Origin of the sequence: Paraburkholderia sp. GAS448 (assembly GCF_050435685.1) — a bacterium.
Taxonomy (GTDB): domain Bacteria; phylum Pseudomonadota; class Gammaproteobacteria; order Burkholderiales; family Burkholderiaceae; genus Paraburkholderia.
This window is the reverse complement of record NZ_JBNDKT010000035.1, coordinates 1-24,557: the sequence shown is the minus strand read 5'-3', so window position 1 is coordinate 24,557 and position 24,557 is coordinate 1. Positions and strand designations below refer to the sequence as shown.

Genomic DNA, 24,557 nt, shown 5'->3' with positions numbered 1-24,557 from the left:
CGGTCAGGCGGGAAGCGGCGCAATCAGCATGAGCACCTGGTTGTGCTGCACCAGTTCGCCGTTGCGGACCAGGATCTTGTGAACGATGCCGCGCGTGGTGCTCTCCACCGAATTGAACATTTTCATGACCTCGACCAGGCAAACGGTCGTGTCAGCCTCGACCACCCCGCCCTCTTCGACGAACAGTGGCTCGCCCGGGCGCGGGCTGCTATAGAAGGTACCCACCATCGGGGCACGGATCGCGACCATGCCTTCCGGGATCTGCACGGCGGCTTCTGCGGGCGACGCTGCGGCGGGCGCAGCATTCGGCGTAGCCTGCATGGCTGCCGGCGCAGCGGGCCGAAACACCGCCGCGCTGTCCTGGGCGACCGCGCCAGACTTACTTGCCTGAACGACGAAGTCGCCCAGCCTTACCTCCAGCGAATCCAGTTCGGCGGCTCGATCGAGCAGTTCGAGGATCCGGGTAACGTCTGAATGTGTCAGTGACATCTCTCAATTCTCCATCGCGCGAACAACCAGTCGCGCAGGGGTCCCGTCGTGAACGAAGCCAAGCGCCTCGGACTCGGTGGTCGTAAAGCTGGAATCACTGTCGCCAAACAGAGGGGCGATCGCCGGGTCCGGCGCGTAGGTCACCATGTTTCGCGTCGAAGACCCGTATCGGTCAGCCAGTGCGTCGATGACTTCTGACATGGAGAGCCACAACGCGGGCATCTGGTACGCGCGCCTTCCGTTCAGGCGCCCGGGTTCGACGCATGCGGCGTGCAGCAGGTTGTCCACACAGGCGCCGACGGAAATCCACCAGACCTTGCCGGACGGACTCACGGGCAACGTGATGGGCTGCCCGGCAGCCAGGCGCCAGAAAAGATGGCTCATGAACGCGGTAAACATGCCTGGGCCTTCAGATGGACGGGCCACGACGCCTGGCAGACGCAGCGCACAGCCCTGAACCCAACCCCGGCGCGACGCATCCGCAAGAAGGATCTCGCCGACAAGCTTGTGCGCGCCGTAGGTGACTGCCGGAGCCGGCAAGACATTCTCGTCAGCGTGTTTCGGCAAACGTCCGTACACCCCGACGCTGCTCGCGAATACGAAGCGGGGCGGCACGGCGCTGCCGCGCAGATCTTCGATCAGGCCGAGGGTGGCATCGAGATTGACGCGGCGCCCGAGTTCGTAGTCGCGCTCGGCCGCACTGCCCATCAGGGCGGCCAGGTGAAACACCGTATCTGGCGGTGCGGCGAGAGCCCGCTTTCGCACAGCGGCGTCCGAAATGCTGCCCTCAATCTGCACCACGCGCGGGTCCGCACTCGGCCCCTCGAACTTCAGATCCACCGCGATCACCTCATCGACCGCACGCCCGCCGAGTCCCTCGCCGAGCAAGCGTTGCACCAGCGCATGACCGATGAAGCCGGCCGCACCCGTGACCAGAACGCGTTTCATTTCGGTGTTCGTCTCAATATTCATTTCAGTGTCGTGTCCGTGGCTGCCCCTTTGACTCAATGATATTTACAACTTGTGTCATTGTCAACAATAAGACTTGCTGTTATTGTAGCCATCATCGCGACACCTCTTTCGGAGCCTCCCCTGTGACCACTGCTACCTATTCAGAACAGTCTGAACAATTCGAAGCTCGTCTGCGCCATGCCCTGGCGATGGGGGGCAGCGCCAAGCTCGAGCAGCGGCGCGCGACCGGCGCGCTGAACGCCCGGGAACGCGTCGAACGTTTGCTCGACGAAGGTTCGTTCAAGGAAATCGGCATGCTTGCCACGTCGGCAGTCGCCGCGGATCGCGAGTCGACGCCGGCTGACGGCAAGATCACCGGCCTCGGCCGGATCGAGCAGCGTCGCGTCGCCGTGGTCTCGAATGACATGACCGTGAAGGGGGCGTCCTCGTCGAGCACCAACACGCGCAAGATCGCGTGGATCAAGGAGACTGCGACGCGCAATGGCGTACCGCTGATCTTCCTCGGCGAGTCGTCGGGATCGCGTGTGCCGGATTCGCTCGGCGCGCAAGCGATGGCGCAGGCCGGCCTCGACCCTCAGCAATATTGCCGCCGCCGCGAGATCCCCTGGGTCAGCGCCGTGCTCGGCCCGTGCCTCGGGTCGTCGACGTGGTACACCTGCTTGTCAGACTTCGTCGTGATGCGCAAGGGCGCGTTTCTCGCCGTGTCGAGCGCGCGCGTGACGTCCGCGGCCATCGGCGAAGCGATCGATCCGGAAGAACTCGGCGGCTGGCGGCTGCATGCGGAACAAACCGGTCTGGTGGACATGGTGGTGGCAACCGATGAGGAGGCGCTGGACGCAATCCGCCGCTTCCTGTCGTACCTGCCTTCGCATGCGGGCGAGGCCGCACCCAGCCACACCGCTGGCGCCGACGTCGAGCCCCTGAGCGTGCCGCTCACCGAACTGGTGCCTGCCGCGCGCGCAAAAACCTACGGCATGCGCAAGGTTATCCCCGCCATCGTCGACCGCGACAGCTTCTTCCCGCTGAAGGACCGGTTCGGGCGCGCCGCGGTCACCGGCCTCGCGCGCCTGAACGGTGAGAGCGTCGGCATCGTGGCCTCGAACCCGATGTTCAAGGCCGGCGCGATGGACCCCGACGCGTGCCGCAAGGTCACCTCGTTTCTGGTGCTCTGCGATTCATTCAATATTCCGGTGCTGTTCCTCGTCGACACGCCGGGGTTCCTGGTCGGCCTGGAGGGCGAGCGTAAGGCCGCACCGGCGCACATCATGAACATGATTCACGCGGTTCAACTGTGTTCCGTACCCAAGGTTTCGGTCATCCTGCGAAAGAGTTTCGGGCAGGCCTACATCAACATGGGCGGCGGTCGCAACAGCGACGAGGTGGCCGCGTGGCCTGGCGCCGATGTGAGCTTCATGGATCCCGAGGTCGCAGTCGGTGTGCTGCATGGTGTCAGTCGCAACGAAGACGCGCAGCGGTTCGAGGCCTTGAAGGCTGAACTGGTGCGAGACACTTCGGCCTATGCGCTGGCCGGCGCGTTCGGCGTGCAGACCGTCATCAACCCCGAGCAGACACGCTCGTTCCTGATTGAGGCCTTCCGCACTCATCGCCGCTCGAGAAGCGCCGGTGTGGGACTGCATGAAATGCGCGCGTGGCCGACCTACTTCTGACTTTTACCGAGAACGAATATGACCCAACGAGCACTCAAATCGGAAATCACCGGCACGGTCTGGAAGATCGACGCGCAACCCGGCGACAACATGGATGAAGATCAGGTTGTTCTGACACTGGAATCGATGAAGATGGAAATTCCAGTGATAGCGCCCGAGACCTGCCGCCTGATCTCCGTACTCGTCAAGGAAGGCGAAGCGGTGCGTGAGGGCCAGGACCTCGCGGTGATCGAACACGACTGAGGACGCACGGGCTCCGCTAAAGCATTTTGGGGCCCGATATGTCGACATTCCTACACATTCGGCCCATGTAGCCGAAAAGGAGACACGCATGAACTGGAAGAACAGGCCGGGCGCCGTGCTCGCCACGCTGTTGACGATTCAACTTCTGGGGCAGATCGACCGCAACATGCTGCTTGGCTTCTCGCCGCAGATCACGCGGGACCTGGCGCTCAGCAATGCGCAGTACGGCTTGCTGGGCGGTGCGGTGTGGGTGTTGAGCTACGGCGTGATGTCAGTGCTCATGGGAACGCTCGCCGACCGCTTCAGCCGCCCCCGCCTGATCGCCGTCGGCCTCCTCATCTGGAGCGTATGCACCGTGGCCTCCGGCACGGCACACACGTTCGGGCAGATGGTCGCAGCACGCTTTCTCGTCGCCAGCGGCGAGGCCGCATTGATCCCGGCCGCGGTGGCGCTGCTGTATGAAGTCTTCGCCCCCCAGCGGCGAAGCGCGGCGATCGGCCTCTTCTTCATGGGCATTCCGCTCGGCATCGGCTGTAGCTTCCTGCTCGCCGGCACGTTCGGTGCCGAACATGGCTGGCGCACGACTTTTTTTGCGCTGGGCGCGATCGGGATGGCCATCGCGGTGCCGCTATCGATGCTGCGCGAGCACCGCGGCGGGCAGCCGCAAGACGCCCGCGGCGAGCCTTTCGTCGCGCAGGTGGGCGCCGTCGTTGCCCTGCTGCGAGGAAACCAGACTATCGTGCTGACGATCATTGGTTTCGTGCTGGTCCACATGGTCGCGGCCGGGTTTTCATTCGCGCAACTATGGTTGGTGCGCGAGCGCGGCTTCGATGGCGCCGGCATCGCCAGGACGATCGGCGTGCTGATGATCGTGTTCGGCACGCTGGGTTCCGTCGCCGGCGGTGCGCTGGGCGACCGCTATGCGCGCCGCCTCCCCGGCGGGCTCGCTACGTTCATGCTGATACTGGTGCTGCTGGCAGCGCCGCTGATGATCGCTTACCGCCTTGCGCCAGCCGGCTCCCCGATGTTCTATGCCGGGATGTGCGCCGGTTTCTTCCTGCCGCTGGCGCTGTATGGGCCGGCCATCACGGTGATCCAGAGCCTGACCCCGCCGCAGATGCGTTCGACCATTACCGGTTGCAGCATGCTGCTGATCAACGTCGTCGCCTTCGCCATCGGCAGCTTTGCCATTGGCTCGGTGAGCGACGCGCTGGCGCGCGCCGGGGTGAGCGCGCCGCTCACGAAGGTGCTGCTGGGGGCGGATATCGTGGCCATCGCGTCGGCGCTGTTCTTCCTGATGGCGGCAATGCGCCTGTGCAGCAAGGCCCCGGCGCCCCAGGGTGCCGGCGAGGCCGCGCTTCCATGATTTTCGTGGTCACGAGTCTCGGGTTCGCGCCCTGATTGACGCCAGCACCTCGGGCAGTGGTCGGCTTGACTTCCACAGCATGTTGTATTATTGTCAACACAAATACGTTATGATAGACTGCTGCTGCAGTACTACAACCCTACATAGGCCAAACGGAATCATGTCGACCACTGACGACAACATTGCCGATGTTGCGGTCCGCAATGGTCCGCGCGGCGGACGCGGCAGCCTGCGGCCCCTGACCATGCCGGAACAGATCGCTGAGAGCATCACCGACGCGGTGCTACGAGGCGACTACCAGCCAGGCGATCGCGTGCGCGAGCAGGAGCTGGCGTCGCAGTTCCAGGTCAGCCGCGGCCCGATCCGGGAAGCGCTGCGGATCCTCGAAAAGAGCGGCGTCGTGCGCATCCTGCCACAACGCGGCGCGCACATCACGCAGCTCAGCGCGAAGGAAGTCAACGACCTCTTCGAGGTTCGGCGCTCCCTCATCGGCCTGCTTGCTCGCAAGATATGCCCTGCGCCGCCGGCGCTGATCAAGGCGGTGGATCAGCAAGTTCGTACTTTGGAAGCGCTCGGCGGTCAGGAGAGCGCGACAGAAGAACACGCGAAAATCAGCATGCTGCTCAGTCGGCTGCTACTCGCCGCTTGCGACAACCATCGGCTGGTGGAGATGCTGGAGTCGCTCGTCAACCAGACGGCGCGGTATACACGGCTCGGATTGCGCGAACCGCAGCGCCGCACACAGTCGGCCGCCAGTTGGCGCAGCTTCGTGATCGCCCTTGAGGCCGGCAACGCCGACCTCGCCGCAGCGGCTCTCGAGGGCCTCGTCGAGGCGTCGCGCGTCGCAGCCGTGAAGCATCTTCAACAAGGCTGACATAGCGCACCGGTTTTCCGGTGCTTTGCCGCTCACTATTGTAGACAATTGGACAATATTATATGAGCACTCAGATTGCGGGCCGCATGATCTCCTGGGCATCGGCCCAGCACGCGAGCCGAACCGCCCTCGTCTTTCAGGGCCGCAACATCACGTTCGATGAGGTCGAACGACGCAGCAACCGGCTGGCCAACGCCCTGATTTCGCTCGGGCTGAAGCCCGGCGAGCGCCTCGCGGCACTGCTTGCCAATTCGGAAGAGACCGTAGACAGCTTCTTCGGGGCGGAGAAGGCCGCGCTGACCTACGTGCCGCTGAATGCCCGCCACACACTGCATGAGCAGGTGGATATCCTCAACGACTGCGAAGCTGCCATCGTGATCGTCGGCCCGGAGTTCCGCGACGTCGGCGCGCGGCTCGCAGCCCGCTTAGCCCGCTTGCCGTCAGCCCGGGTGCCGTCGCTCAGGCACGTCGTCGCGCTCGGATGGTCGGCACCGGGAACGATCGACTACGAGACACTTGTCCGCACCGCGAGCGAGACAGCGCCGGCAATCGAGGTAGGCCCCGACCATCTGCTACGCCTCGCCTATACCTCGGGCACGACCGGCAAGCCCAAGGGGGTGGCCTACTCGCTGGCGCGCTGGCAGGCCCGCCTCACCAATCATTTCGACGCGATGGAGTATCGGCTCGGTCCGGACGACGCGATGTTGCACGTCGGCCCGTTGACGCACGCAGCCGGAGTCCATTTGCTGCCCTGCTACCTGTGCGGGGCGCGCAACGTGATCGAAGACAGGTTCGACGTGGAGGCGGTGCTCGCACTGATCGAGCAGTACCGGATCAGCCAGATCATGCTCGTGCCCACGATGCTGACCCGCCTGGTCGACGCGGTGGAAGGCGGCGCAAAGGCGGACCTGTCATCGTTGCGGCGCATCCACTACGGTACGGCACCGACGCCGCCCGCGCTCATCAAGCGTGCGATCGCCGCGTTCGGGCCGATCCTGCGCCAGCAGTACGGCATGACAGAGGCGGCGCAACCGCTGACCGTGCTGTACCCAGACGATCATGTGGCCGGTGACGGGGTGCAGGAGCACCGCTTGCTGTCTTGCGGACGGCCGACGGCCAACGTACACATCGTGATCCGCGACACCGGCGGCGCCGCGCTGCCGCCGGACGAGATCGGTGAAATCACGATCGAATATCGCGGCATCGGTGAGGTGCAATTCTGGCGCCGGCCCGAACTGCTTGCCGAATCGGTCCGTGACGGCTGGTACTACACGGGCGATCTTGGCTACTTCGACAAGGCCGGCTTCCTGTACATCGTCGGCCGCAACAAGGACATGATCATCTCCGGCGGTTTCAACGTCTACGCGCGCGAAGTCGAAGATGCGCTCGTCAGCCATGGCGCCGTGTCGGAAGCCGCGGTGCTGGGGCTGCCCGACTCCGAGTGGGGTGAGACAGTCGCGGCCTTCGTCGTCACGCGAACCGGCACGACGACCACGGCCGAAGAGCTGCAGCGCCACTGCGCAGCGCGCATCGCCAGCTATAAGAAGCCGCGCCTGGTGGAGTTTGTCGACGCGCTGCCGCGCAACGGCGCGGGCAAGGTCACGAAGAACACCCTACGAGACACCTACCTGGGATCACGAAAGGAAGCAAACAATGAATGACTATGGATTGAGCGCCATCGAGGCGTGGAACAGCCGTCCTCGGCGGCACTACGAAACCATCAGCGTCAAGCCGCTGACGCACACGATCGGCGCGGAAATCAGCGGCGTGGATCTGTCCACCGATCTGTCGGATCAACAGTTCGACGAGATCCGTCATGCGTGGCTGGAGAATCTGGTCGTCATCTTCCGCGACCAGCAGATGACGCCCGAGCAGCACAAGCGCCTCGGCCGTCGCTTCGGCGCGTTGCACGTGCATCCGCTCAACGCCGTAAAACCCGGCAAGGACCCGGAGATCTTCGAGGTCAAGGCTGACAAGCACACGAAGTCAGTGGCGGGCGAAGGCTGGCACACGGATGTGTCGTGCGATGCCGAACCGCCAATGGGCTCAATGCTTTACGTCACGCAGATGCCAGAGGGAGGCATCGGCGGCGACACCATGTTCGCCAACATGTACCTCGCCTACGACATGCTGTCGGATCGACTCAAGAGTTTGCTCGAGGACATGACCGCCATTCACGACGGCGCCATTCCTTACGCTGGCCGCTATCGACACAAAGTGCCCGAAGGCGGTTTCCCGACCGCCGAACACCCGATCGTGGTGCGGCATCCCGAAACCGGCCGCAAGCTGCTGTTCGTCAACCCGGGCTTTACTTCGCATATCGTTCAACTCACCGGCTACGAGAGCAGGTGCGTGCTCGCGATGCTCTACCGAATGATCGAGATAACCCCGTCACTCGTCTGCCGGATCCCCTGGACGCAGAACTCGATGGTGCTCTGGGACAACCGATGCACACAACACCACGCGGTCTGGGACTACTACCCGCTCAATCGCTATGGGCAGCGCGTCACCATCGCCGGTCAGGCGCCGAGCGCCTGAAAAAGCTACGTAGAACGGAAGAATTATGAAACCCATTGCCATCGTTCCCCTTGCCTCGCTACGCGCCGAGGCCGCCGCAGTAACCGCCGCCACTGCCGCCGCGCAAGCACGCGAGTCAGGTACCGTTGCGCGGTGGAGCGTGGAGGCCATCCTGGCGCTCTACGGCCTGCCCTTCATGGACCTGATGTTTCGTGCCCAGGAGGTGCATCGGCAGCATTTCGACTCCAATGAGGTGCAGTTGTCGACGCTACTTTCGATCAAGACCGGGGGGTGTGCGGAAGACTGCGGCTATTGCCCTCAATCGGCTCATTTCGAAACGGGCGTAGAGGCCAGCAAGCTGATGCCGCTTGAAGAGGTCGTTGCCACCGCCCACGCGGCCAAGGCCCAGGGTGCAACGCGCTTCTGCATGGGGGCGGCCTGGCGCAGTCCCAGGGAGCGTGACATGGAGCGCGTTTCCGCCATGATCCGCGAGGTGAAGGCGTTGGGCATGGAGACCTGCGTGACGCTCGGCATGCTCAACGCGGACCAGGCGAATGGGTTGAAAGACGCAGGGCTGGACTACTACAACCACAATCTCGATACCGCGCCGGAGTTCTATGAGCGCATCATCAGCACGCGCACTTACCAGGACCGCCTCGACACTTTGACGCACGTGCGCGACGCCGGTATTCATGTGTGTTGTGGCGGCATCGTTGGGCTGGGCGAATCGCGCGAGCAGCGCGCCGGGCTGATCGCGCAACTCGCCAATCTCGATCCCTATCCCGAATCGGTACCGATCAACAACCTGGTTCAGGTGGACGGCACACCGCTGGCCGGCACCGCGCCCATCGACCCGTTCGAGTTTGTGCGGACCATCGCCGTCGCCCGTATCACGATGCCGCAGACCATGGTGCGGCTATCCGCAGGCAGGGAGGCAATGGACGAATCCATGCAGGCGCTGTGCTTCCTCGCGGGCGCAAACTCCGTCTTCTATGGGGACAAGCTGCTGACCACGGCCAATCCGCAGTCACAACGGGACCAGGCCCTGTTCGCCAGGTTGGGGATGCGCATCTCGGGACAGGCCGCATGAGCGCCGCGGTAGTTGCCACCCGGACCGATCTGCCGGCTGCCTGCCGCCCCATTGTCGACGCCGCTTTCCTGAGCGATCCCTACCCCGCATATCGTGAACTGCGGGAAGCTGGCCCGATTCACTGGAGCGAGGAATTTTTCGGCGGCGCCTGGTTGCTCACGAGGCACGAGGATGTAGAGAGCGTGCTGCGCGATCCCCTCTACTCCGCGCGTCGCACGGGAGGTTGGGTCATGCGGGGCAGCGAAGTGGCGCGTCAGGAGCTCTGTCCCTTCCAGCGCCTGTTCAGCCGGGCGATGCTGTTTCTCGATGCGCCAGACCACACGCGACTGCGGCAGGTGCTCAACGCGGGCTTCCGCCCGGCAACCCTGCGAGCCTCGACCGCAGCCATCGAGCGGATGGTGGCCGGTTTGATGGACAAGCTTGACGGGGTGGCAGAGTTCGATTTCATGGAGGAGTTGGCGAGGCCCCTGCCAGCGAGGGTGATTGAAAGGCTGCTCGCCATGGACGGCGTTGAGCAGCAGGATTTTCTCGCCTGGTCCGAGGATCTGGCTGCCTTCATCGGCGCACCGGACCCCGATTCAGGGCTGAAACGGCGAGCCCAGAGCAGCTTGCTCAAGATGTGTGCCGCGTTCGAGGAGTTGCTGGCGCGGCGCCGCGCGCAAGCTGCGGATCTGCCAGATTCTGCGGGGGACGACCTGATCGCGCACCTGCTTCACGCCGAGGCCAGCGGCAAGGTCGAATCGGGAGCAGAAATGCTGGCGCAGTGTGCCATGTTGCTGTTCGCGGGCCACGAAACCACGCGCAACCTGCTTGGCAATGGCCTGCAGGCCCTGTTGAGCCACCCGGAGCAGTGGCGCCAGTTGCGGCAGACCCCGGATCTGCTGCCGAACGCTTTGCGCGAGTTGCTTCGATACGAGAGCCCGGTGCAGTACACGGGGCGACGCGTCACAAAGGATCTGGTCCTGCATGGATGCAGGCTCAGGCGTGGAGAACTGGTGGTCCCCCTGATTGGGGCCGCCAATCGGGATCCGGCCCGCTATCGGGACCCGGACCGCCTGGATATCACCCGGCGAGAGGGATCGCATCTGTCGTTCGGGCACGGACCGCATGTGTGCATCGGTGCCGCGCTGACCTTGCTGGAGGCTGAGATTGCCTTCCGCGCACTGCTCGCACGCTGGCCGGAGCTGGAACTCGTCGATGCGGAGCCACGGTGGACCGGGAATCCGGTCTACCGCGGGCTCGCGAGCCTTCGGGTGCATCGAAGGGGGTGAGCGTCGCCGGTAAAGCCCGACGCAGGGGGGCTGCTAGCGGACCGGGTAACCGGATCGGGCCGTGCCCACTTGCACGGAGGCAGATTGCGGGCGCCCGCGGACACGCAAGCGAAAGTCGTGGCAGAAAAAAACCTTTCACGACTGACCGTCAGCGGGGTGCCGCGGACTACCTTCTATAACGGCCGACGACCTGCCCGTGACCGTCGGCGTGCGACCGTCCGCTGTCTGGTGCTGAGCCGACCCTTGAACGTCCGTGAAAGAGCGTGGGCGAACGGCTGGAGATGGCCGGTTGTACGCGCTGAGATATGACGCAAAAAGCTGCCGCTGCCCAAGGCGAATGTTTTCGACCGGCGGCTGACGGCGAAGGGGCTCAACGCGTACAGTCGGCCAGCAGCGGTCTGTCGCACACCATCTGTAAACGGCCGCTGTTGATTGCACTGCAGACCTTGAGCGGTTGAAGCTTGGGAGTTGAGTCTATGCAGCGCGGCGGCCGCATCCGGAATCCGGAGGATGCTGCCGCACCGGTTGCCCGAGCCCTCGCTTACTGGCCACCGAACGGTTTCTTGACGGTCAGCCTGTTGGTCACGGAGGTCACGCCGGGAACGCCTTGGGCGATCTCGGCGACCTTGTCGATCTGCGACGCGTCCACGACCGTGCCGTTGAGCGTCACCGCGCCGCCCTTGGCAACGACACTGATGTCGCCTGCGGCGATCTCCTTGTGCCTGACGATTGCGGCGTAGACCTTCCTGCGCAGCGCACGATTGGCCGCGCGGGTGTCTTTGGCTGTCTTGCCGCCCGAGGCGGCGACGGCGGTTGCGTTCGAAGCGGCGCTCACTTCGCTTGCGCCCGGCTGCGCCCAGGCATGAACGGATGCGAGCGCGAACAGTACGGCGCCGGCGATCCTGAGGGTCCTCTTTGTCGTCATGGAATGCTCGAGTTGTTGTGTGGGTGGAATCAGAAGCTGTGGCGGATGCCGATCATCGCCGCGGTGGCCGACCTGCCTTCGGGAACGGGCGCGCCGTAGGTGATCGTCTGGCTCATGTTGCCGTGGTTGTCGACGTACCCGACCTGCGCGTAGGCCTGGGTGGCCCTGGACAGGTTGTATTCGGCGCCCAGCGCGTATTCAGCCGAGTGATTGGCCCCGACGTTCCGGTCGTGCAGGTAATAGAAGCCCGACGTGACCTTGAAGACCGGGCTGAACTTGTAGCCGAGCCCGCCGGAAAACATCTCGAGGGTGAACCCTTTAGGCCCGCTGGGATTCGCGGGATTCCTGGCGCGGCTGTATGACGACGATACGGAGAAGCCGTGGAACGTGTACTGCGCGCCCACATAGTAGAACTGGTTGTTGTTCAGGCCGGTCGACGGTGCGGTGACGATGGTGCCGGTGGACGTCGTCGTGAACGGGTTGGTGTCATGTCCGTTGTAGTACACGGCCGCGAGGTTCAGGCCGTAGTTCGAGTACTGCAGCACGGCCGACTCGCGCGTGCCCCCCTGGAACTGGCCCGCGACGCCGCCCGGCGCATACTCGAGCGCAAGCGATGCGCCATAGAATTTCGGAGACCGGTAGACGATCGCGTTGTCGTCATACAGCGCGCCGATCGGGCCGTTCGTGCTGGTGCCCTGCCAGCCCGCGGCCTGGTTCAGGCCGAGCCACCCGGTCAGGATCGAGCCGAAGTACTGGGCGTTACGGACGTCGGTGTCGGCCATCGCATAGATCATCGGCACAATCTGCCGGCCCGCATCGAAGGTGCCGAACGGCCCCGACACGCCAACGGTCGTCTGCTGGTTGAACATCGCGGTAGCGCCCGGCGTGTCGGCCAGGCCAGTCTTCCCGTTGCTGCTGTTGAACGCCCCCTGCAGCTTGAAGTTGACCTTGTAGCCGCCGCCGATGTCTTCGGTACCCTTCAGGCCCCAGATGCTCGAATAGATGCCGCCGTCCTTGAGCTCGTAGACATGCCCGAGATTGACTTTGGACTGGAAGTTCGCGGCGTTCGCGCTCTGATAGAGGAACCCCGAATCGATGACGCCGTACAGCGTCACCGACGATTGCGCGTGTGCCGCGCTTCCCGTAGCAACCAATGCGGCCGCCGCGATGTATTTCAATTTCATTGCGTCTCCAGTTTTTGTGCTTTAAACAACCCGTAACGACATACGTCGCTGTACAACCCAAAAGATCGCGAGCTGGCTTATCACGCCAACAGGTAGTCCTGAAACTTTTTGCGCAGCTGGTTCTTCAGCACCTTGCCGGTAGCGCCGAGCGGCACCGCATCGACGAACACCACGGCGTCGGGGGTCCACCACTTCGCGATTTTTCCTTCGAAGAAGGCCAGCAATTCCTCAGCGGTCACATGCGCATCGGGCTGCTTCACGGCAAGGAGCAGCGGGCGCTCATCCCACTTCGGATGCTTTGCCGCAATGCAGGCCGCAGTCGCTATGGCGGGATGCGAGCTTGCGATGTGCTCGATTTCGATCGAGCTGATCCACTCGCCGCCGGACTTGATCACGTCCTTGCTGCGATCGGTGATCTGCATGAAGCCGTCGGCGTCGATGGTCGCAACATCGCCGGTCGGAAACCAGCCATGTGCATCGGCATCGATCCGCAAGGGGTTTCCCCCTTCGTTGCGGAAGTACTTGCGCACCACCCAGGGTCCGCGTACGAGCAGTTCCCCTGACGTCACCCCGTCCCAGGCCAGGTCCTGACCGTCCGCGCCGACGATCTTCATATCGACGCCAAACACTGCGCGGCCCTGCCTGGCCTGCACGGCGTAGCGGTCTTCCGGACGCATGGCCAGGTGTCTGGCCTTCAACGCGCCGACAGTCCCAAGCGGACTCAGTTCGGTCATGCCCCATGCGTGCAATACTTCCACGCCGTACTCGTCCTGGAACTTGCGCAGCATCGCGGGCGAACAGGCCGCACCGCCAATGACGGTGCGCTTCATGCTCGAGAATTTCAGACTGCCTTGTTCGAGCCAGGTCAGCAGGGCCTGCCATACGGCCGGCACACCTGCCGAGAATGTGACCTGTTCAGCTTCGAAGAGCTCGTACAGCGATTTGCCGTCCAGCGCGGGACCGGGGAAAACCAGCTTGGCCCCGACCATGCACGCGACGTACGGGAGACCCCACGCATTGACATGGAACATCGGCACCACCGGCAGGATCACATCGCGTGCCGAGCAGTTCAGCGCGTCTGGAAGCGCGGCCGCAAAGGTATGCAGCAGCGACGAGCGATGGGAGTACAGCACGCCCTTCGGGTTGCCGGTCGTACCCGACGTGTAGCACAGCGTGGAGGCGGTATCCTCGTCGAAATCCGGCCACGCGAAGTCGGCGGAATGCCCTTCGATCAGGTCTTCGTAGCACAGCAGGTTGGCAATGCCTGAATCGGGTGGCACGTGCGCGCGGTCGCTCATTACGATAAACGCCTTGATCGACCTGCAGCGCCTGGCAATGGCCTTCACCAACGGCAGGAAGGTCAGGTCGAAGAACAGGTACTGGTCCTGCGCATGGTCGGTAATGTAGGCGATCTGATCAACGTGCAGGCGCGGATTGATCGTATGCATCACCGCGCCAATGCCGGAAATGCCGTAGTACAGCTCCATGTGGCGATAGCCGTTCCACGCCAGCGTGCCGATACGATCGGACGCCCTGACGCCCAGGCTGACGAGCGCATTGGCCATCTGACGTGCACGACGGTGACAATCGCGGAAGGTGTAACGATGGACATCATTCTCTACCCGGCGTGACACAATTTCCGTATCGCCATGATGGCGATCCGCATGCACGATAAGCGAGGAAATCAGCAACTGTTTCTGTAGCATCAAGCCGTTCATACGGTCATCCATTCTCTGTTACGGGGTCACGGGTCGCTGCCGGAAGTCACACCTTTCGCGGCGGCGGCGTTCGAGCAATGCGGCGAGGTCTGCCTTTTCCAGGTCAGTCATCTGGTCCCCAGCGACCTATCTCCGCGAGCGTTCTCCAGCACCCCTGGCAGAACTTAACGTTCTGATCCATTCTGCAAATATTGATACAGGGATTGCCGACGGGTTCGCCTGGGTTCATCGCACTGCTCCCGTCATATCACCGCGCCACCATTCGGGCTGATGATCTGGCCGACCAGGTAGTGGTCGCCGGCCAGATAGGTCACCGTCGATGCGTATTCCTCCATCGTGCCCAGACGTCCGGCCGGGATGACCTGCCAGAACTGGTTGCGCTTTTCTTCGCCTGCTGCATGGAGATACTGCTCGAAGTCGGGTGTCAGCACGCCGCCTGGCGCCATCGCGTTGACAAAGATGTTGGCGCCCGCCACTTCGGCCGCGACCGACCTGGTGAAGGCAACCACCGCACCTTTGGTCGCGCTGTAGTGCGGGCTATGCGCGCTCATCGCCGAGATGCCGGCGATCGACGCGATGTTGATGATCCTGCCGTCGCGCTGCGGCTCCATCAGCCTGAGTGCTTCACGTGTGCAATAGAACAACCCGTGCACGTTGACATCCCAGTAGCGATGCCACTCCTCGTCGCTCATGTTGCTGGTGAAACCCAGCGACTGCCGCGGCAACGCCGTGGTGAGATAGGCGTAGTGCCTGTTACGGCGCTCCGTATCCTCCGGCCTGCCTGGCACGAGGGCGGCATTGTTGACAAGGATGTGCAGCGTGCCGAAGCGCTCCACGATGGTGGAAAACAGATTGGCGACTTCGCTGCTGGACGAGACGTCGCAGCGCAGCGCGAGACACGGTGCGCCGGCCGCTTCCACGGCCTCACGCGTATCTTCCAGCGCCGGCATGTCGATATCGCAAATCGCGACACGTGCGCCGGCTCTGGCGAGGTCGAGGGCGATCGCACCGCCCATGCCGCGACCGGCACCGGTGACGAGAGCAACACGCCCTTCCAGATTCTGACGTTGCTTTTGCATTTTCATGACCTCACAGGTAGTACGTTTTCTATCGCGACCGCGCGCTGCCTGCGTGAGGCGCACGCCGCGAGTGCGAAAAACAGCGCTGAGCTGATCGCCAGCACGTCGGTGGCGATCAGAACGCCCGTCAACGGAGCGGTCACGCCAGCCTTGATGAAGTGGTCGGCGGCCATACCGACGGCCACGGTGCCGACGGCCAGAGCAAATACATTGATCGACAGCATCGTGAAGCCTGTGACCGTTGAGCGCATGTTCTGTGGCGTCATGTTCGCAAGGGCCGTCATGCCCGGGCCGTACACCGCCAGGGGCAGGAAGAATCCAGCACACATGCCGATGTAGAACAGTGGTGACCCGGCCGGTGCGAAACGGTAGGCCAGCATCAAGGGCGCGCAGATCACGACGAGGAGTGCCATGAAGCTCGCGTGTCCACCCCGCAACTTTCTCGCGACGCGATCGCTCATTGCACCGCCCGCTACCGCGCCAAGCGTACCGAACACCAGTTGCAGCGCGCCTATCCTGGTGGCAATGCCGGCCGCGTTCATGCCGCGCTCGTTGACGAGCCACAACTGCGTGAACGAGAAGCTGGCAAACACCAGATGGACCAGCACGAAGCCCACGATCGTGAAGCTGAGCGCACGGTTGCCCCGGACGACGCGCAAGACCGCCAGCACCTGCGGCAGGAAGGAGGCGCCGCGTTCCTGCGGTGCGAGCTGGCTGCGGTCTTCCTTGAGCAGCGCAAGCAGCAAGGCGACGGCGACACCGACAATGCCCAGTACATAGAACGTAGTCCGCCATCCGTGCGTGGCGCCAAAGCTGCCGGCGAGCAGGAAGCTGCAGCCGATTCCCAGGGGGATTCCCATGAAGAACAGCCCCATTGCTGCGCCTCGCCTCTTTTCGGAGAAGAGTTCAGCCAGCAGGGCCACCGCAGCAGGTACCATGGCCGCCTCGCCGCTGGCAACGAAAAAGCGCGCGACGACCATCTGCTCGAAGCTCTGCGCGTGACCGGAGGCCCAGGTGCACAGACTCCAGATCAGCACGCCGGCGGCGATGACGCGGGTACGGCTGAAGCGGTCCGCCAGGGTTCCCATGAACACGGCCATCACGCCGAAGCTCAGTACCCACACTGCGCCGACCAGAAAGCCATATTGCGCGTTGCTGAGCGCCAGATCCTTGATGATCTGCGGCGAGAAACCGAGCAGCATGTTGCGGTCAATATGTGCCAGCAGGTGGATCACCAGCAGGGATGCCAAAACGGCAGGGGGGCTTTTTTTCCAGAACATCGTCTGTCTCCATGCCTGAGGGGCCTGGTTTGCCAACGGGGCGCAATGCAGTACGCTGCCGCATCGCGCCTCGTGACTCTCGGTCAGGCAGCCTTGCGTGCGGATCCGCCCCCCTGCACCGGCGTCCGGTTAGGCACCATGCCAAGGTGCTTCAGCGTCTCGTCGACGGAACCCCATTGGGTGCCGATCTGATAAATGCGGTGTGCATCCTCGCCGCTGGCGATGTCGCGGTTGAGCTCGCGCGCAATGCGAACCATCTTCTCGATCTGCTGCACCGAGGTTGCGCGTTCGCCGTCCGGGCCGAACAGCGTGTCCTCGATGCCGACACGCACATGCAGGCCCAGCGCGATGGCCATCGTGGTCATCGGCACCACGTTGCGGTTCATCGTTTCGAGTGTGAGCACGGCGCCGTCAGGGGTGCGGCGGACGAACTCGAGCATGTCGGCCGGGTGCGCCCAGACACCGCCGCCACCCAGCGCCACGTAGTTCAGGTTCAGCGGGCCCGTGTAGTCGCCGCGGCGAATCAGGCGCTCGACCGTTTCCAGTTGCCCCACATGTCCCAACATGAACTGCGGCTGGATGCCGTTCGCGACGAGGCGCCGGATGTGCTCGACGTGCCAGGACGGATTGGACGGCACGATCATGTCGCGGTAGGCGGCCTGTAGCGCTGGATTCATCAGCGAGGTCCCGGCGATGTCAGCCTCGGTCATCACCTCCATCACGTTCATCTGGCTGGTGTTGATCGCGACGGTCACCTGGTCCGGACGCGGATCCAGTTCGGCGAGCATATGGCGCGTGTCGTCGTTGAGCCACCTGGCGGCCTGACCGTCATCCTCTGGCGCGAACGAGATCGAACCGCCGACCTGTAGGATCATCTTCGGCGCGGCTTCACGCAGACGGCCCAGCATCTCGTTGAACTTCGACAGACGCTTGCTGCCCTTGCCGTCTGCTTCGCGGACATGCACGTGCAGGACGGTCGCGCCTGCGTTGTAGCAGTCGACCGCTTTCTGGACCTGTTCGTCAATCGTGACCGGGATATCGGGCGAATCGCCGGGGATCCATTGCGGACCATAGGGCGCGACCTGAATTACGAGTTTTTCCTGATTTTCAGGCAGCAGGGAATCGTCGAGGAAATGCATGTTTGTCTTCCGTTGTGGTGGGTAGGTAGTGCCGGGTTGGACCAGTCAATCGACAGCGTGGGCGGCGGGGATTTTTGCCTGCTCGATGGCCGCCAGTTCTTCCAGCAGGATCGGCGCGCCGAGGCTGCTGGAATGGATACCTAGAACGCTCACCGCCTGCAGGACCGCCGCAATTTCTTCCCTGGTGGCGCCCAACTCGAGCGCCTTGCGAATGTGCCGGCGTGTGCCCGGCGCATACATGTGCGTGCAGGACGCATCGACCGCGATCGCCAGAAATTCCATGACCTTCGGCTCCAGCACGCCCGACATCACGGTGTGCATGCCCATCGCCATGAATTTCTCCGCCCAGACCGGATCGAGTTCGGCAAGGGCGTCCCAGGCGGGATTCCAGTTTCCGGTGGCGCGCAGTTGATCGCAGATCGGGGTGGCCGTGGCGCCGTTCGTGTTCATTAGAAGACTTCCTTCGCGTTCAATGGGGAGACCTGCAACGCGCTTTGTGCGGCATTCGAGCAGGGGATGGATCGATTCTAGGTATGGGCCTTCGTTGACGCTTGACTTTACGGGCCAATTTTTTAACATATGGGGACAACGCGGGAAGACCCTGATGCCGAAACTCGTTCGCAGCGCGAGCCTGACCCATTACGCCGACATTGCGCGCGCGTCGGGGCTCGACCCCTATCGCATGCTTGCGGAAATCGGGCTGCCGGCCGACAGCCTGAGCGAGGCCGACCTCAGGATTCCGGCCGAAAGGGTTGCGCTGCTGCTCGAACTGTCGGCGCAGAGGAGCGGAGTCGAGACATTCGGATTGCGCATGGCCGAGACGCGCCGGGCGTCGAATCTCGGTCCGCTTGCGCTGGCGGTGCGTGACGAGCCGACGCTGCGCCACGCGCTGAACGCCGCAGCGCGTTACAGCCACTTGCAGAATGAGGCGCTGTTCATCAGCGTCGAGGAAGAGGCGAATGTGGCGATCATTCGCGAGGAGCTGCTGGCGGCCCAGGGCGTGCCGGTGCGCCAGGGCGCCGAGCTTGCGCTCGCGGTCATGTTCCGCTTGCTGCGTTTTTTCCTCGGCGACGAATGGCGTCCGAAAGCGGTCTGCTTCACGCACGGGCCGCCCGCAGATCGCACGGTCCATTCGCGGGTATTCGGGCCCAACGTCGAGTTCGGCCATACGTTCACGGGCATCGTTTGCGACGTCAACGACCTCAAGCTGCCGCTGCCTTCGGCGGATCCCGTCATGGGCCGATATGTGCACCGCTATCTGGGCAGCGTCGATGAAGTGGCCGATGTCCCGCTCGCCGACGAAGTGCGCAAGCTGGTTTTTCTGCTTCTGCCTTCAGGTCGAAGTTCGATTGACACGGTTTCGCGGCAGATGGGTATGAGCCGTCGCACAATGCACCGGCATCTCGCCGAAGAGGACACGACTTTCTCGTTGATACTGGATGCGGTGCGCGGCGAACTGGCGCTGCGCTACCTGGAGCGGCGCGAGCGGCCATTTTCGGAAATCTCGGGCTTGCTCGGATTCTCGGAGCCGAGCACGTTCACGCGGTGGTTCAGATCGCGTTTCGGATGTAGTCCGAGTCAGTTCAAAGCGTCAGGGCCGGGTCCGCGTGCGAAGCCGGGGGGAAAGCGGACCACGGCGGCGTGGGCGAAGCGCAAGGACGCCGGGCGCTGAGCATTCGCAGTTTTCCCGATCGGGCGTTCGGGGCTCGGCATGCGCGCGAGGCAGCCGGGGCTGCGTCGCCAACATGGTGTCCTACATCGTCTCGTGGCCGTCGCGGTGTGAATGTCCGCAAAGTAACCCACAGCCGCCGCACCATTGCCGAAACTGGATGTCCGCATCACGCCCTGAGGCGGTCAGTCAAGGTTTTTCCGAGGGCATGCACAGCCCACATCCCTGACCTTGTAGCTTCGGGCGTCGCTCATTCATGAAACGGCGGGTGTGGAAGAAACGTCGTGCGCTCGTCTGGCGAGTTGCCCACCGCCGGCCAGCGTCATGGTCATAACGGGCGACCCGCCGGCCGGCCGTGGACAACTCGCGACATGACGTCAAGCGGAGGCAACCCACGGACCCGGAAGCAGCTGCGTAACCGCCGACCGGAACGGGCTACCCCGGAAATTCGAGGTTCCTGAGGAGTGGGGAACCACGCTTCCTCAGGGCGTTGAGGTAGATGCTCTCGTCGTACCGCGTGCCTGTCTGCCAGCAGCGGTAGAGGATCCGTATCCACTTGAACGCCAATGCCCGCACGGCGGCCTGATACGAGCTGCCCTTCGCCCGCTGTTGCCGGTAGTAGGCGCCCGCCCAGAACGATTTGTTGATGGTCTGGCCCGCCCATTCGACGAAGGTCTGGCGCAGGAATTTCGGGCATTGCCAGCGCCAGTGCACCCAGCACTTCTTGCCGCTGCGCTCGGTGACCGGCGCGATGCCGGAGTACTTCTGCAGTTCATCAGCGCCCTTGAAGCGCTCACGTTGCTCGCCGAATGCAGCCAGCAGGCGCGGCGTCAGATGCGGACCTGCTCCGGGCAGGCTGTCAAACAGGTCGAAGTCGGGCAGCGTGCGTGCGACTGACGCGATTTCCTTGTCGAACACGTCGATCGCAGCCAGCGCTGTGCGCAGTTGCGCCACCAGCATTAGCGCGAGCAACCGGTGAGGTGCAACGATCCCGGGATCATCAGTGAGCGACACAGCGCAGCGGATCGACTCCAGACGTCCCTCAATCAGTTGGGCCCGGCGACAATTGTGCGCATGGAAGAACGTTTCAAGGGTCTTCCTGGCCGCGCGCCTGACTGCTGGCAGAGTTGGCCAGCGGGTCAGGAAATCACAAAACAGCACCGTGTCGATGTCGTCGAACCATTCCAGGGCTTGAGGATAATACTGCTTGAGTGCGTTGGTTAGCCGATTGGTGAACCGGGTCTTGTCGCCGACCAGTTCACGACGCTGTTCGATCAGGCTCAGCAAGGAACGCATGCCGGCGCTCTGCGGCCTGAGCTGGCTGAACCGCTCAGGATGGCGCAGCAGCAGGTCGAGTGCCAGTTCGGCATCGGTGGGATCGTCCTTGGCCCGGCTCGGCTTGAATGCCTCACGGTACTTCGCGAGCATTGCAGGGTTGATCGGGAATAGAGTGACGAACACATGTTTCTGCAAAACAGAGACGATCGGCCCTGTGGCCAGCTCAAGCGCGACCGCGATCGGGCCACCAAAGCGCTGATGTAAAGCCTTTGCCCATTCATCAATGCGTGTAACCTGGTGAAGGATGCAGTCGAACTCGCGCCTGTCGTCACCAGCCTGCTGCAGGCAGATGTCATGTTTGGTATCGGCCCAGTCGAGGCCGACGAAAGCCTTGAATTGCTGGTTCGATAGAGGTGCCATGTGAACCTCCGCAAGTGATAGATTACCCGGTAGGGACATGCATGCTTGCGTCCAGCGAAGGCAATATAGTGAGCCGGTGCCACGGCGAACCCTGAGTATTCGTTATCGGACGCAGGCGCACCCGTGGACTCGAAGCTAAAGCGGCAATCGTCCAGGCGTTTGGGTCGAGATATTCGTAGTCCACGGGTGCATGTCCCGCCTCGACTGGCAGCTCGCTGCCAGTCCCACCAGTATCGATGAAAGCGGGACGGACTATCTATAACGGGTCGAGAGCACTCATCCGCAGACAGTGAGACCTGACATTCACGGCTGACAGCGGGTGAACGTCAGGAAAGCGACTGGTAGCCGCATTACGGGCGTCGTTACCTGAATGTCGGCTCAGGCCGATCAAGTAACGTTCGTCTTTTGCGGTCCAATGGCCGCTTGCAGATGCTGACCCGACGTCTGAACGTCAAACCGATGGTACGCGCCTCGTGGCCGCTCCCCTCCCGATGTCTATTGACGGACGCTCGATCTGACATGGGGTCCGGCTCGCGAAGATCGAGGCGCGAGCAAGTCAACTCTCAATAAACTATGTCATCCTAATTTGTTATCCAACGACAATCAGGAGTGTGATCAGGAGCCGGAACACCCGTGAAATCGAACTACTGACATATCGGCGTCACAGCAATCAGGCCCCCTGTCACACGATTCCAGATACCGTCACGTATACCGTCAACGCCTCTGACGGTATCAAGCAGACCTCTGCACAGGCTGCCCGCGTATACCGTCAGAAATACCGTCAAACTGGGCCCGCTGCAACCGGAAGGGTACAGATTGAAATGACAAAAACCCTCATATTTTTCAATCAGTTAGCGCCCTATTCTCGCGAATTTAGAGCTTCCGCGAATAATCTGATACGAAACGTATGTCATTGATTTTAAATATGATTTTTAGCACGCCTACTCCCACTCTATTATCTTTTGCATCGGAATATCATTGAATTTAAAGGCTTTTCTTGATGGTGGTAGACCGGATACCGTCAGGTATACCGTCACCACAGATGCACTGAAAAAATCGCCCTCGCCCCACGCCTGCCGGAGTGTTTCCTACTGGTCCAGCACGTTCCCGTAGCAAGCTTACACACATTACCGACGCCACTGTTACGCCGCGGTGCGGCCGCCGCGCCCGCCTGGCCTCAGCTAAACGTGCGTCCTTCCGGATCCCATCGCTCACCTTTAACTGCACCGACGTTGGTCAACCCCTCGAGCAGCTTGATTCGCTCGCTGAGCTCGGCGATACGGCGATACGCTGGGCGGCGTCGGCGGCCCGCGCTTCGAGCGCGCGGATGTAGGTCTGGGCAGCCGGCGGCAATTGGGAGAAGTCGTCGCATCCATGCCGCTCATGATAGCGAAGCGGCGCGCCGATGGCAGGATTGGCTACCGCCGGCTTTGGGAACCATGTTCGACTGACTTTAACGTACCTAGGTCCGGAACGGTGTCAAATAATCGAGATGTCTTTTACGGCTCGGCTGAGCATGTCAGTGACGTTCAAGGCATGAGCCGCTCGGCCGAAATGTCGTGTTTCGACGACTACGAGAAATGTTTCCAGATGCTATGAGAGGGCTGTGTCAGGCGCATTCATTTTGCGTGCTCCTTCGGAGAAAGCGAGTCTGCAAATCCTGTTTTACTCCGCCTGGTTTATCTCCACAGCCCTCCCGTAGCATCCAGCTGGTGCCTATCAAAATTCATATATCGCATCAACCGGCAAGTACGGCCGCACCGGGCGAATCCACTGCGAGTAGTTGCAAGTAGCTCACCTCGCTAACGAGCCACCGCGATCTCTCATATTTGCGCCCGCGTTCCGATCCAGCGCCAGGTAAACGGGTATCGACAACAAGGTCACGATACCCAGCGCGACGAATGACAACGTAAAATCGCTCACCGTCAACCGACCCGTTTCACCCGCAGACAGATATAGCGTGAACCCCGCAAGGCTGATTCCAAAGCCCAGACTGATCTGCTGAATGACCGTAAGCGGTGAATTTAGCACGCCGAATCGAGAATCATTTGCAAGTGACGGCCGAGCGTAGCCGCACCGCGGCGGTTAAGATCAACCGGCGATGTCTGCATCGGGGTGATGGGAGCGCGCGCAGTCATGATGACCGGCGCGCGTTCGGTGCGTCAGCCGGTCTGTGCCTTGGCCTGTTGTTGCCGCGCATAGTTGAACGGCAGCAGGTCGGTCACGTCGGCATCCGGCGCACGCTGCGGCAGCTCCGTGAGTACATGCAGCAGATAGTCGTACGGCTCGACGTCGCAGGCCCGGCATGTGAGGACCAGGCTGTAGATCGTGGCGCTGGCCTTTGCGCCATCAACCGTGTCGCTGAACAGCCACGATTTTCTCGAAGTGGCAAACGGCCTGATATCGCGCTCGATCACGTTGTTATCGATTGCGGCGCAACCGTCAGTGACGTAGCGGCTGAGATATTCCCATTGGTTGCGCGTGTAGGCAATCGCCTTGCCGAGCAGGCTCTGGGGCGCGACCTTCGGCGCCAGTTCATCGAGCCATGCCTTGAAGGACTCAAGCAGCGGCACACTGTGCTTTTGCCGCAGGTCGTACGTGTAGTCGGCTCGCGTCAGGCCAGCAGGCAGATCGCCTTTGGCCAGCGCCTCGACACGGTACAGGGCCTGGAAGTACTCAAGCGCCTTCGCCACGCGAGCGTTCGGGATCTTCTGCTTGCCGGAGTCCGTCTTTTTCGCGGCGGCCTTGTCCGCCTTGACGAACAGCCTGCGGGCGTGAGCCATGCAGCCGAAGTGCTTTGCCTTTTTCAAGGTGCGCCAGGCGCTGTAGCCGTCGCTCATCAGCATGCCGCTGTAGTCGCCGAGGAACTTCTTCGGATGCTCCTGGCCACGCCCCGGCTGGTACTCGAACAGCACCACGGGCTCGGCGCAGTCCTGGGCGCTGCGGTAGCACCACATGTAACTCTTGCTCTGCGCGGATCTGCCGGGTTCCTTGAGTACCTGAACCGTCGTTTCATCGCCGTGGATCAGCGGCTGCAACAGCAACGTTTTATGCAGTGCATCGTACAGGCGGCTGTAGTGCAGTTCGCTGGGGCGAATGATCCAGTGGGCGAGCGTGCCGCGACTCACCGGGATCTGCCAGCGCGCGAGTGCCTCCTGCATCCGGTACAGCGGCATGCCGTCGACGTACTTCGCGGTCGCGACCGTCGCGATCACCGATGCGTCTGCATGGCTGCCCGGGATCGGCTGAACCGGCATCGGCGCAAGCACGACCGGGGTATGTTCGGCGTGCCGCTCGCAGTGCCGGCACGCCCACTTGGAACGCACGTTCTTGCGGACTGTCCACTTGACCTCGACGTGCAACTGTTCGCTGACGT

Annotated in this window: 22 protein-coding genes; 9 read left to right on the top strand and 13 right to left on the bottom strand. The window is 62.7% G+C overall.

All coding sequences use genetic code 11. The features are described 5' to 3' along the window. Window positions 1-3: 3 nt before the first annotated feature. Window positions 4-489 carry an acetyl-CoA carboxylase biotin carboxyl carrier protein gene (locus tag P3T23_RS37810; protein ID WP_429321164.1) on the bottom strand — a complete coding sequence of 162 codons (486 nt, stop codon included), beginning with the start codon at window positions 487-489 and terminating at the stop codon, window positions 4-6. Between the two features lie 3 nt (window positions 490-492). Then, window positions 493-1,437: an NAD-dependent epimerase/dehydratase family protein gene (locus P3T23_RS37805; RefSeq protein ID WP_429321163.1), complete on the bottom strand. Its 945-nt coding sequence runs from the start codon at window positions 1,435-1,437 to the stop codon at window positions 493-495. Between the two features lie 146 nt (window positions 1,438-1,583). Between P3T23_RS37805 and P3T23_RS37800 the strand changes: the two genes are divergently transcribed. From P3T23_RS37800 to P3T23_RS37765, 8 genes are all read left to right on the top strand, one after another. Beyond that, window positions 1,584-3,128 carry an acyl-CoA carboxylase subunit beta gene (locus P3T23_RS37800; protein WP_429321162.1) on the top strand — a complete coding sequence of 515 codons (1,545 nt, stop codon included), beginning with the start codon at window positions 1,584-1,586 and terminating at the stop codon, window positions 3,126-3,128. Between the two features lie 18 nt (window positions 3,129-3,146). Next, complete coding sequence (locus tag P3T23_RS37795; RefSeq protein ID WP_074290527.1) at window positions 3,147-3,371, top strand: acetyl-CoA carboxylase biotin carboxyl carrier protein subunit; 225 nt, start codon at window positions 3,147-3,149, stop codon at window positions 3,369-3,371. 88 nt (window positions 3,372-3,459) lie between these two features. Continuing rightward, window positions 3,460-4,737: an MFS transporter gene (locus tag P3T23_RS37790; protein ID WP_429321161.1), complete on the top strand. Its 1,278-nt coding sequence runs from the start codon at window positions 3,460-3,462 to the stop codon at window positions 4,735-4,737. Between the two features lie 244 nt (window positions 4,738-4,981). Continuing rightward, window positions 4,982-5,611, top strand: a complete 630-nt coding sequence (locus tag P3T23_RS37785) for a GntR family transcriptional regulator (protein ID WP_429321160.1) — start codon at window positions 4,982-4,984, stop codon at window positions 5,609-5,611. A gap of 62 nt (window positions 5,612-5,673) precedes the next feature. Next, window positions 5,674-7,272, top strand: a complete 1,599-nt coding sequence (locus P3T23_RS37780; protein ID WP_429321159.1) for a class I adenylate-forming enzyme family protein — start codon at window positions 5,674-5,676, stop codon at window positions 7,270-7,272. Next, window positions 7,265-8,149 (top strand): TauD/TfdA dioxygenase family protein, encoded by an 885-nt coding sequence (locus tag P3T23_RS37775; RefSeq protein WP_429321158.1) that lies wholly within the window; start codon window positions 7,265-7,267, stop codon window positions 8,147-8,149. The genes P3T23_RS37780 and P3T23_RS37775 overlap by 8 nt, the downstream gene beginning before the upstream one ends. 25 nt (window positions 8,150-8,174) lie before the next feature. Further along, window positions 8,175-9,218 (top strand): biotin synthase BioB, encoded by a 1,044-nt coding sequence (gene bioB, locus P3T23_RS37770; protein WP_429321157.1) that lies wholly within the window; start codon window positions 8,175-8,177, stop codon window positions 9,216-9,218. Further along, complete coding sequence (locus P3T23_RS37765; protein WP_429321156.1) at window positions 9,215-10,489, top strand: cytochrome P450; 1,275 nt, start codon at window positions 9,215-9,217, stop codon at window positions 10,487-10,489. Before bioB ends, P3T23_RS37765 begins: the two co-directional genes overlap by 4 nt. A gap of 541 nt (window positions 10,490-11,030) precedes the next feature. Here the strand turns inward: P3T23_RS37765 and P3T23_RS37760 are convergent. The 8 genes from P3T23_RS37760 to P3T23_RS37725 form a co-directional block, all read right to left on the bottom strand. Continuing rightward, complete coding sequence (locus P3T23_RS37760) at window positions 11,031-11,414, bottom strand: BON domain-containing protein (protein WP_429321155.1); 384 nt, start codon at window positions 11,412-11,414, stop codon at window positions 11,031-11,033. 29 nt (window positions 11,415-11,443) lie between these two features. Then, entirely contained in the window at window positions 11,444-12,598 is a 1,155-nt protein-coding gene (locus tag P3T23_RS37755) for a porin (RefSeq protein ID WP_429321154.1), read from the bottom strand. A gap of 80 nt (window positions 12,599-12,678) precedes the next feature. Continuing rightward, window positions 12,679-14,316: a 3-(methylthio)propionyl-CoA ligase gene (locus P3T23_RS37750; protein ID WP_429321153.1), complete on the bottom strand. Its 1,638-nt coding sequence runs from the start codon at window positions 14,314-14,316 to the stop codon at window positions 12,679-12,681. 103 nt (window positions 14,317-14,419) lie between these two features. Next, window positions 14,420-14,497: a hypothetical protein gene (locus P3T23_RS37745; RefSeq protein ID WP_429321217.1), complete on the bottom strand. Its 78-nt coding sequence runs from the start codon at window positions 14,495-14,497 to the stop codon at window positions 14,420-14,422. A 61-nt stretch (window positions 14,498-14,558) separates the two neighbouring features. Beyond that, window positions 14,559-15,395, bottom strand: a complete 837-nt coding sequence (locus P3T23_RS37740; protein ID WP_429321152.1) for an SDR family NAD(P)-dependent oxidoreductase — start codon at window positions 15,393-15,395, stop codon at window positions 14,559-14,561. A gap of 2 nt (window positions 15,396-15,397) precedes the next feature. Next, window positions 15,398-16,675 (bottom strand): MFS transporter, encoded by a 1,278-nt coding sequence (locus tag P3T23_RS37735; protein ID WP_429321151.1) that lies wholly within the window; start codon window positions 16,673-16,675, stop codon window positions 15,398-15,400. A gap of 83 nt (window positions 16,676-16,758) precedes the next feature. Continuing rightward, a complete protein-coding gene (locus P3T23_RS37730) occupies window positions 16,759-17,814 on the bottom strand; it encodes a 3-keto-5-aminohexanoate cleavage protein (protein ID WP_429321150.1) in 1,056 nt (351 codons plus the stop codon). A gap of 45 nt (window positions 17,815-17,859) precedes the next feature. After that, window positions 17,860-18,264 carry a carboxymuconolactone decarboxylase family protein gene (locus P3T23_RS37725; protein ID WP_429321149.1) on the bottom strand — a complete coding sequence of 135 codons (405 nt, stop codon included), beginning with the start codon at window positions 18,262-18,264 and terminating at the stop codon, window positions 17,860-17,862. A 154-nt stretch (window positions 18,265-18,418) separates the two neighbouring features. On the opposite strand from P3T23_RS37725, the gene P3T23_RS37720 reads away from it, so the two are divergent. Continuing rightward, complete coding sequence (locus tag P3T23_RS37720; RefSeq protein WP_429321148.1) at window positions 18,419-19,486, top strand: AraC family transcriptional regulator; 1,068 nt, start codon at window positions 18,419-18,421, stop codon at window positions 19,484-19,486. A 432-nt stretch (window positions 19,487-19,918) separates the two neighbouring features. Here the strand turns inward: P3T23_RS37720 and P3T23_RS37715 are convergent, their stop codons facing one another. The 3 genes from P3T23_RS37715 to tnpC form a co-directional block, all read right to left on the bottom strand. After that, window positions 19,919-21,181, bottom strand: coding sequence for an IS110 family transposase (locus tag P3T23_RS37715; protein WP_429321216.1), 1,263 nt, complete (start codon window positions 21,179-21,181; stop codon window positions 19,919-19,921). Window positions 21,182-22,660: 1,479 nt separating this feature from the next. Further along, the gene (locus P3T23_RS37710; RefSeq protein ID WP_429321215.1) at window positions 22,661-22,771 is read right to left on the bottom strand and encodes a hypothetical protein; all 111 of its coding nucleotides are present in this window, start codon (window positions 22,769-22,771) and stop codon (window positions 22,661-22,663) included. 572 nt (window positions 22,772-23,343) lie between these two features. After that, on the bottom strand, window positions 23,344-24,557 hold a 1,214-nt coding region (gene tnpC / locus P3T23_RS37705; protein WP_429321147.1), incomplete at its 5' end, for an IS66 family transposase.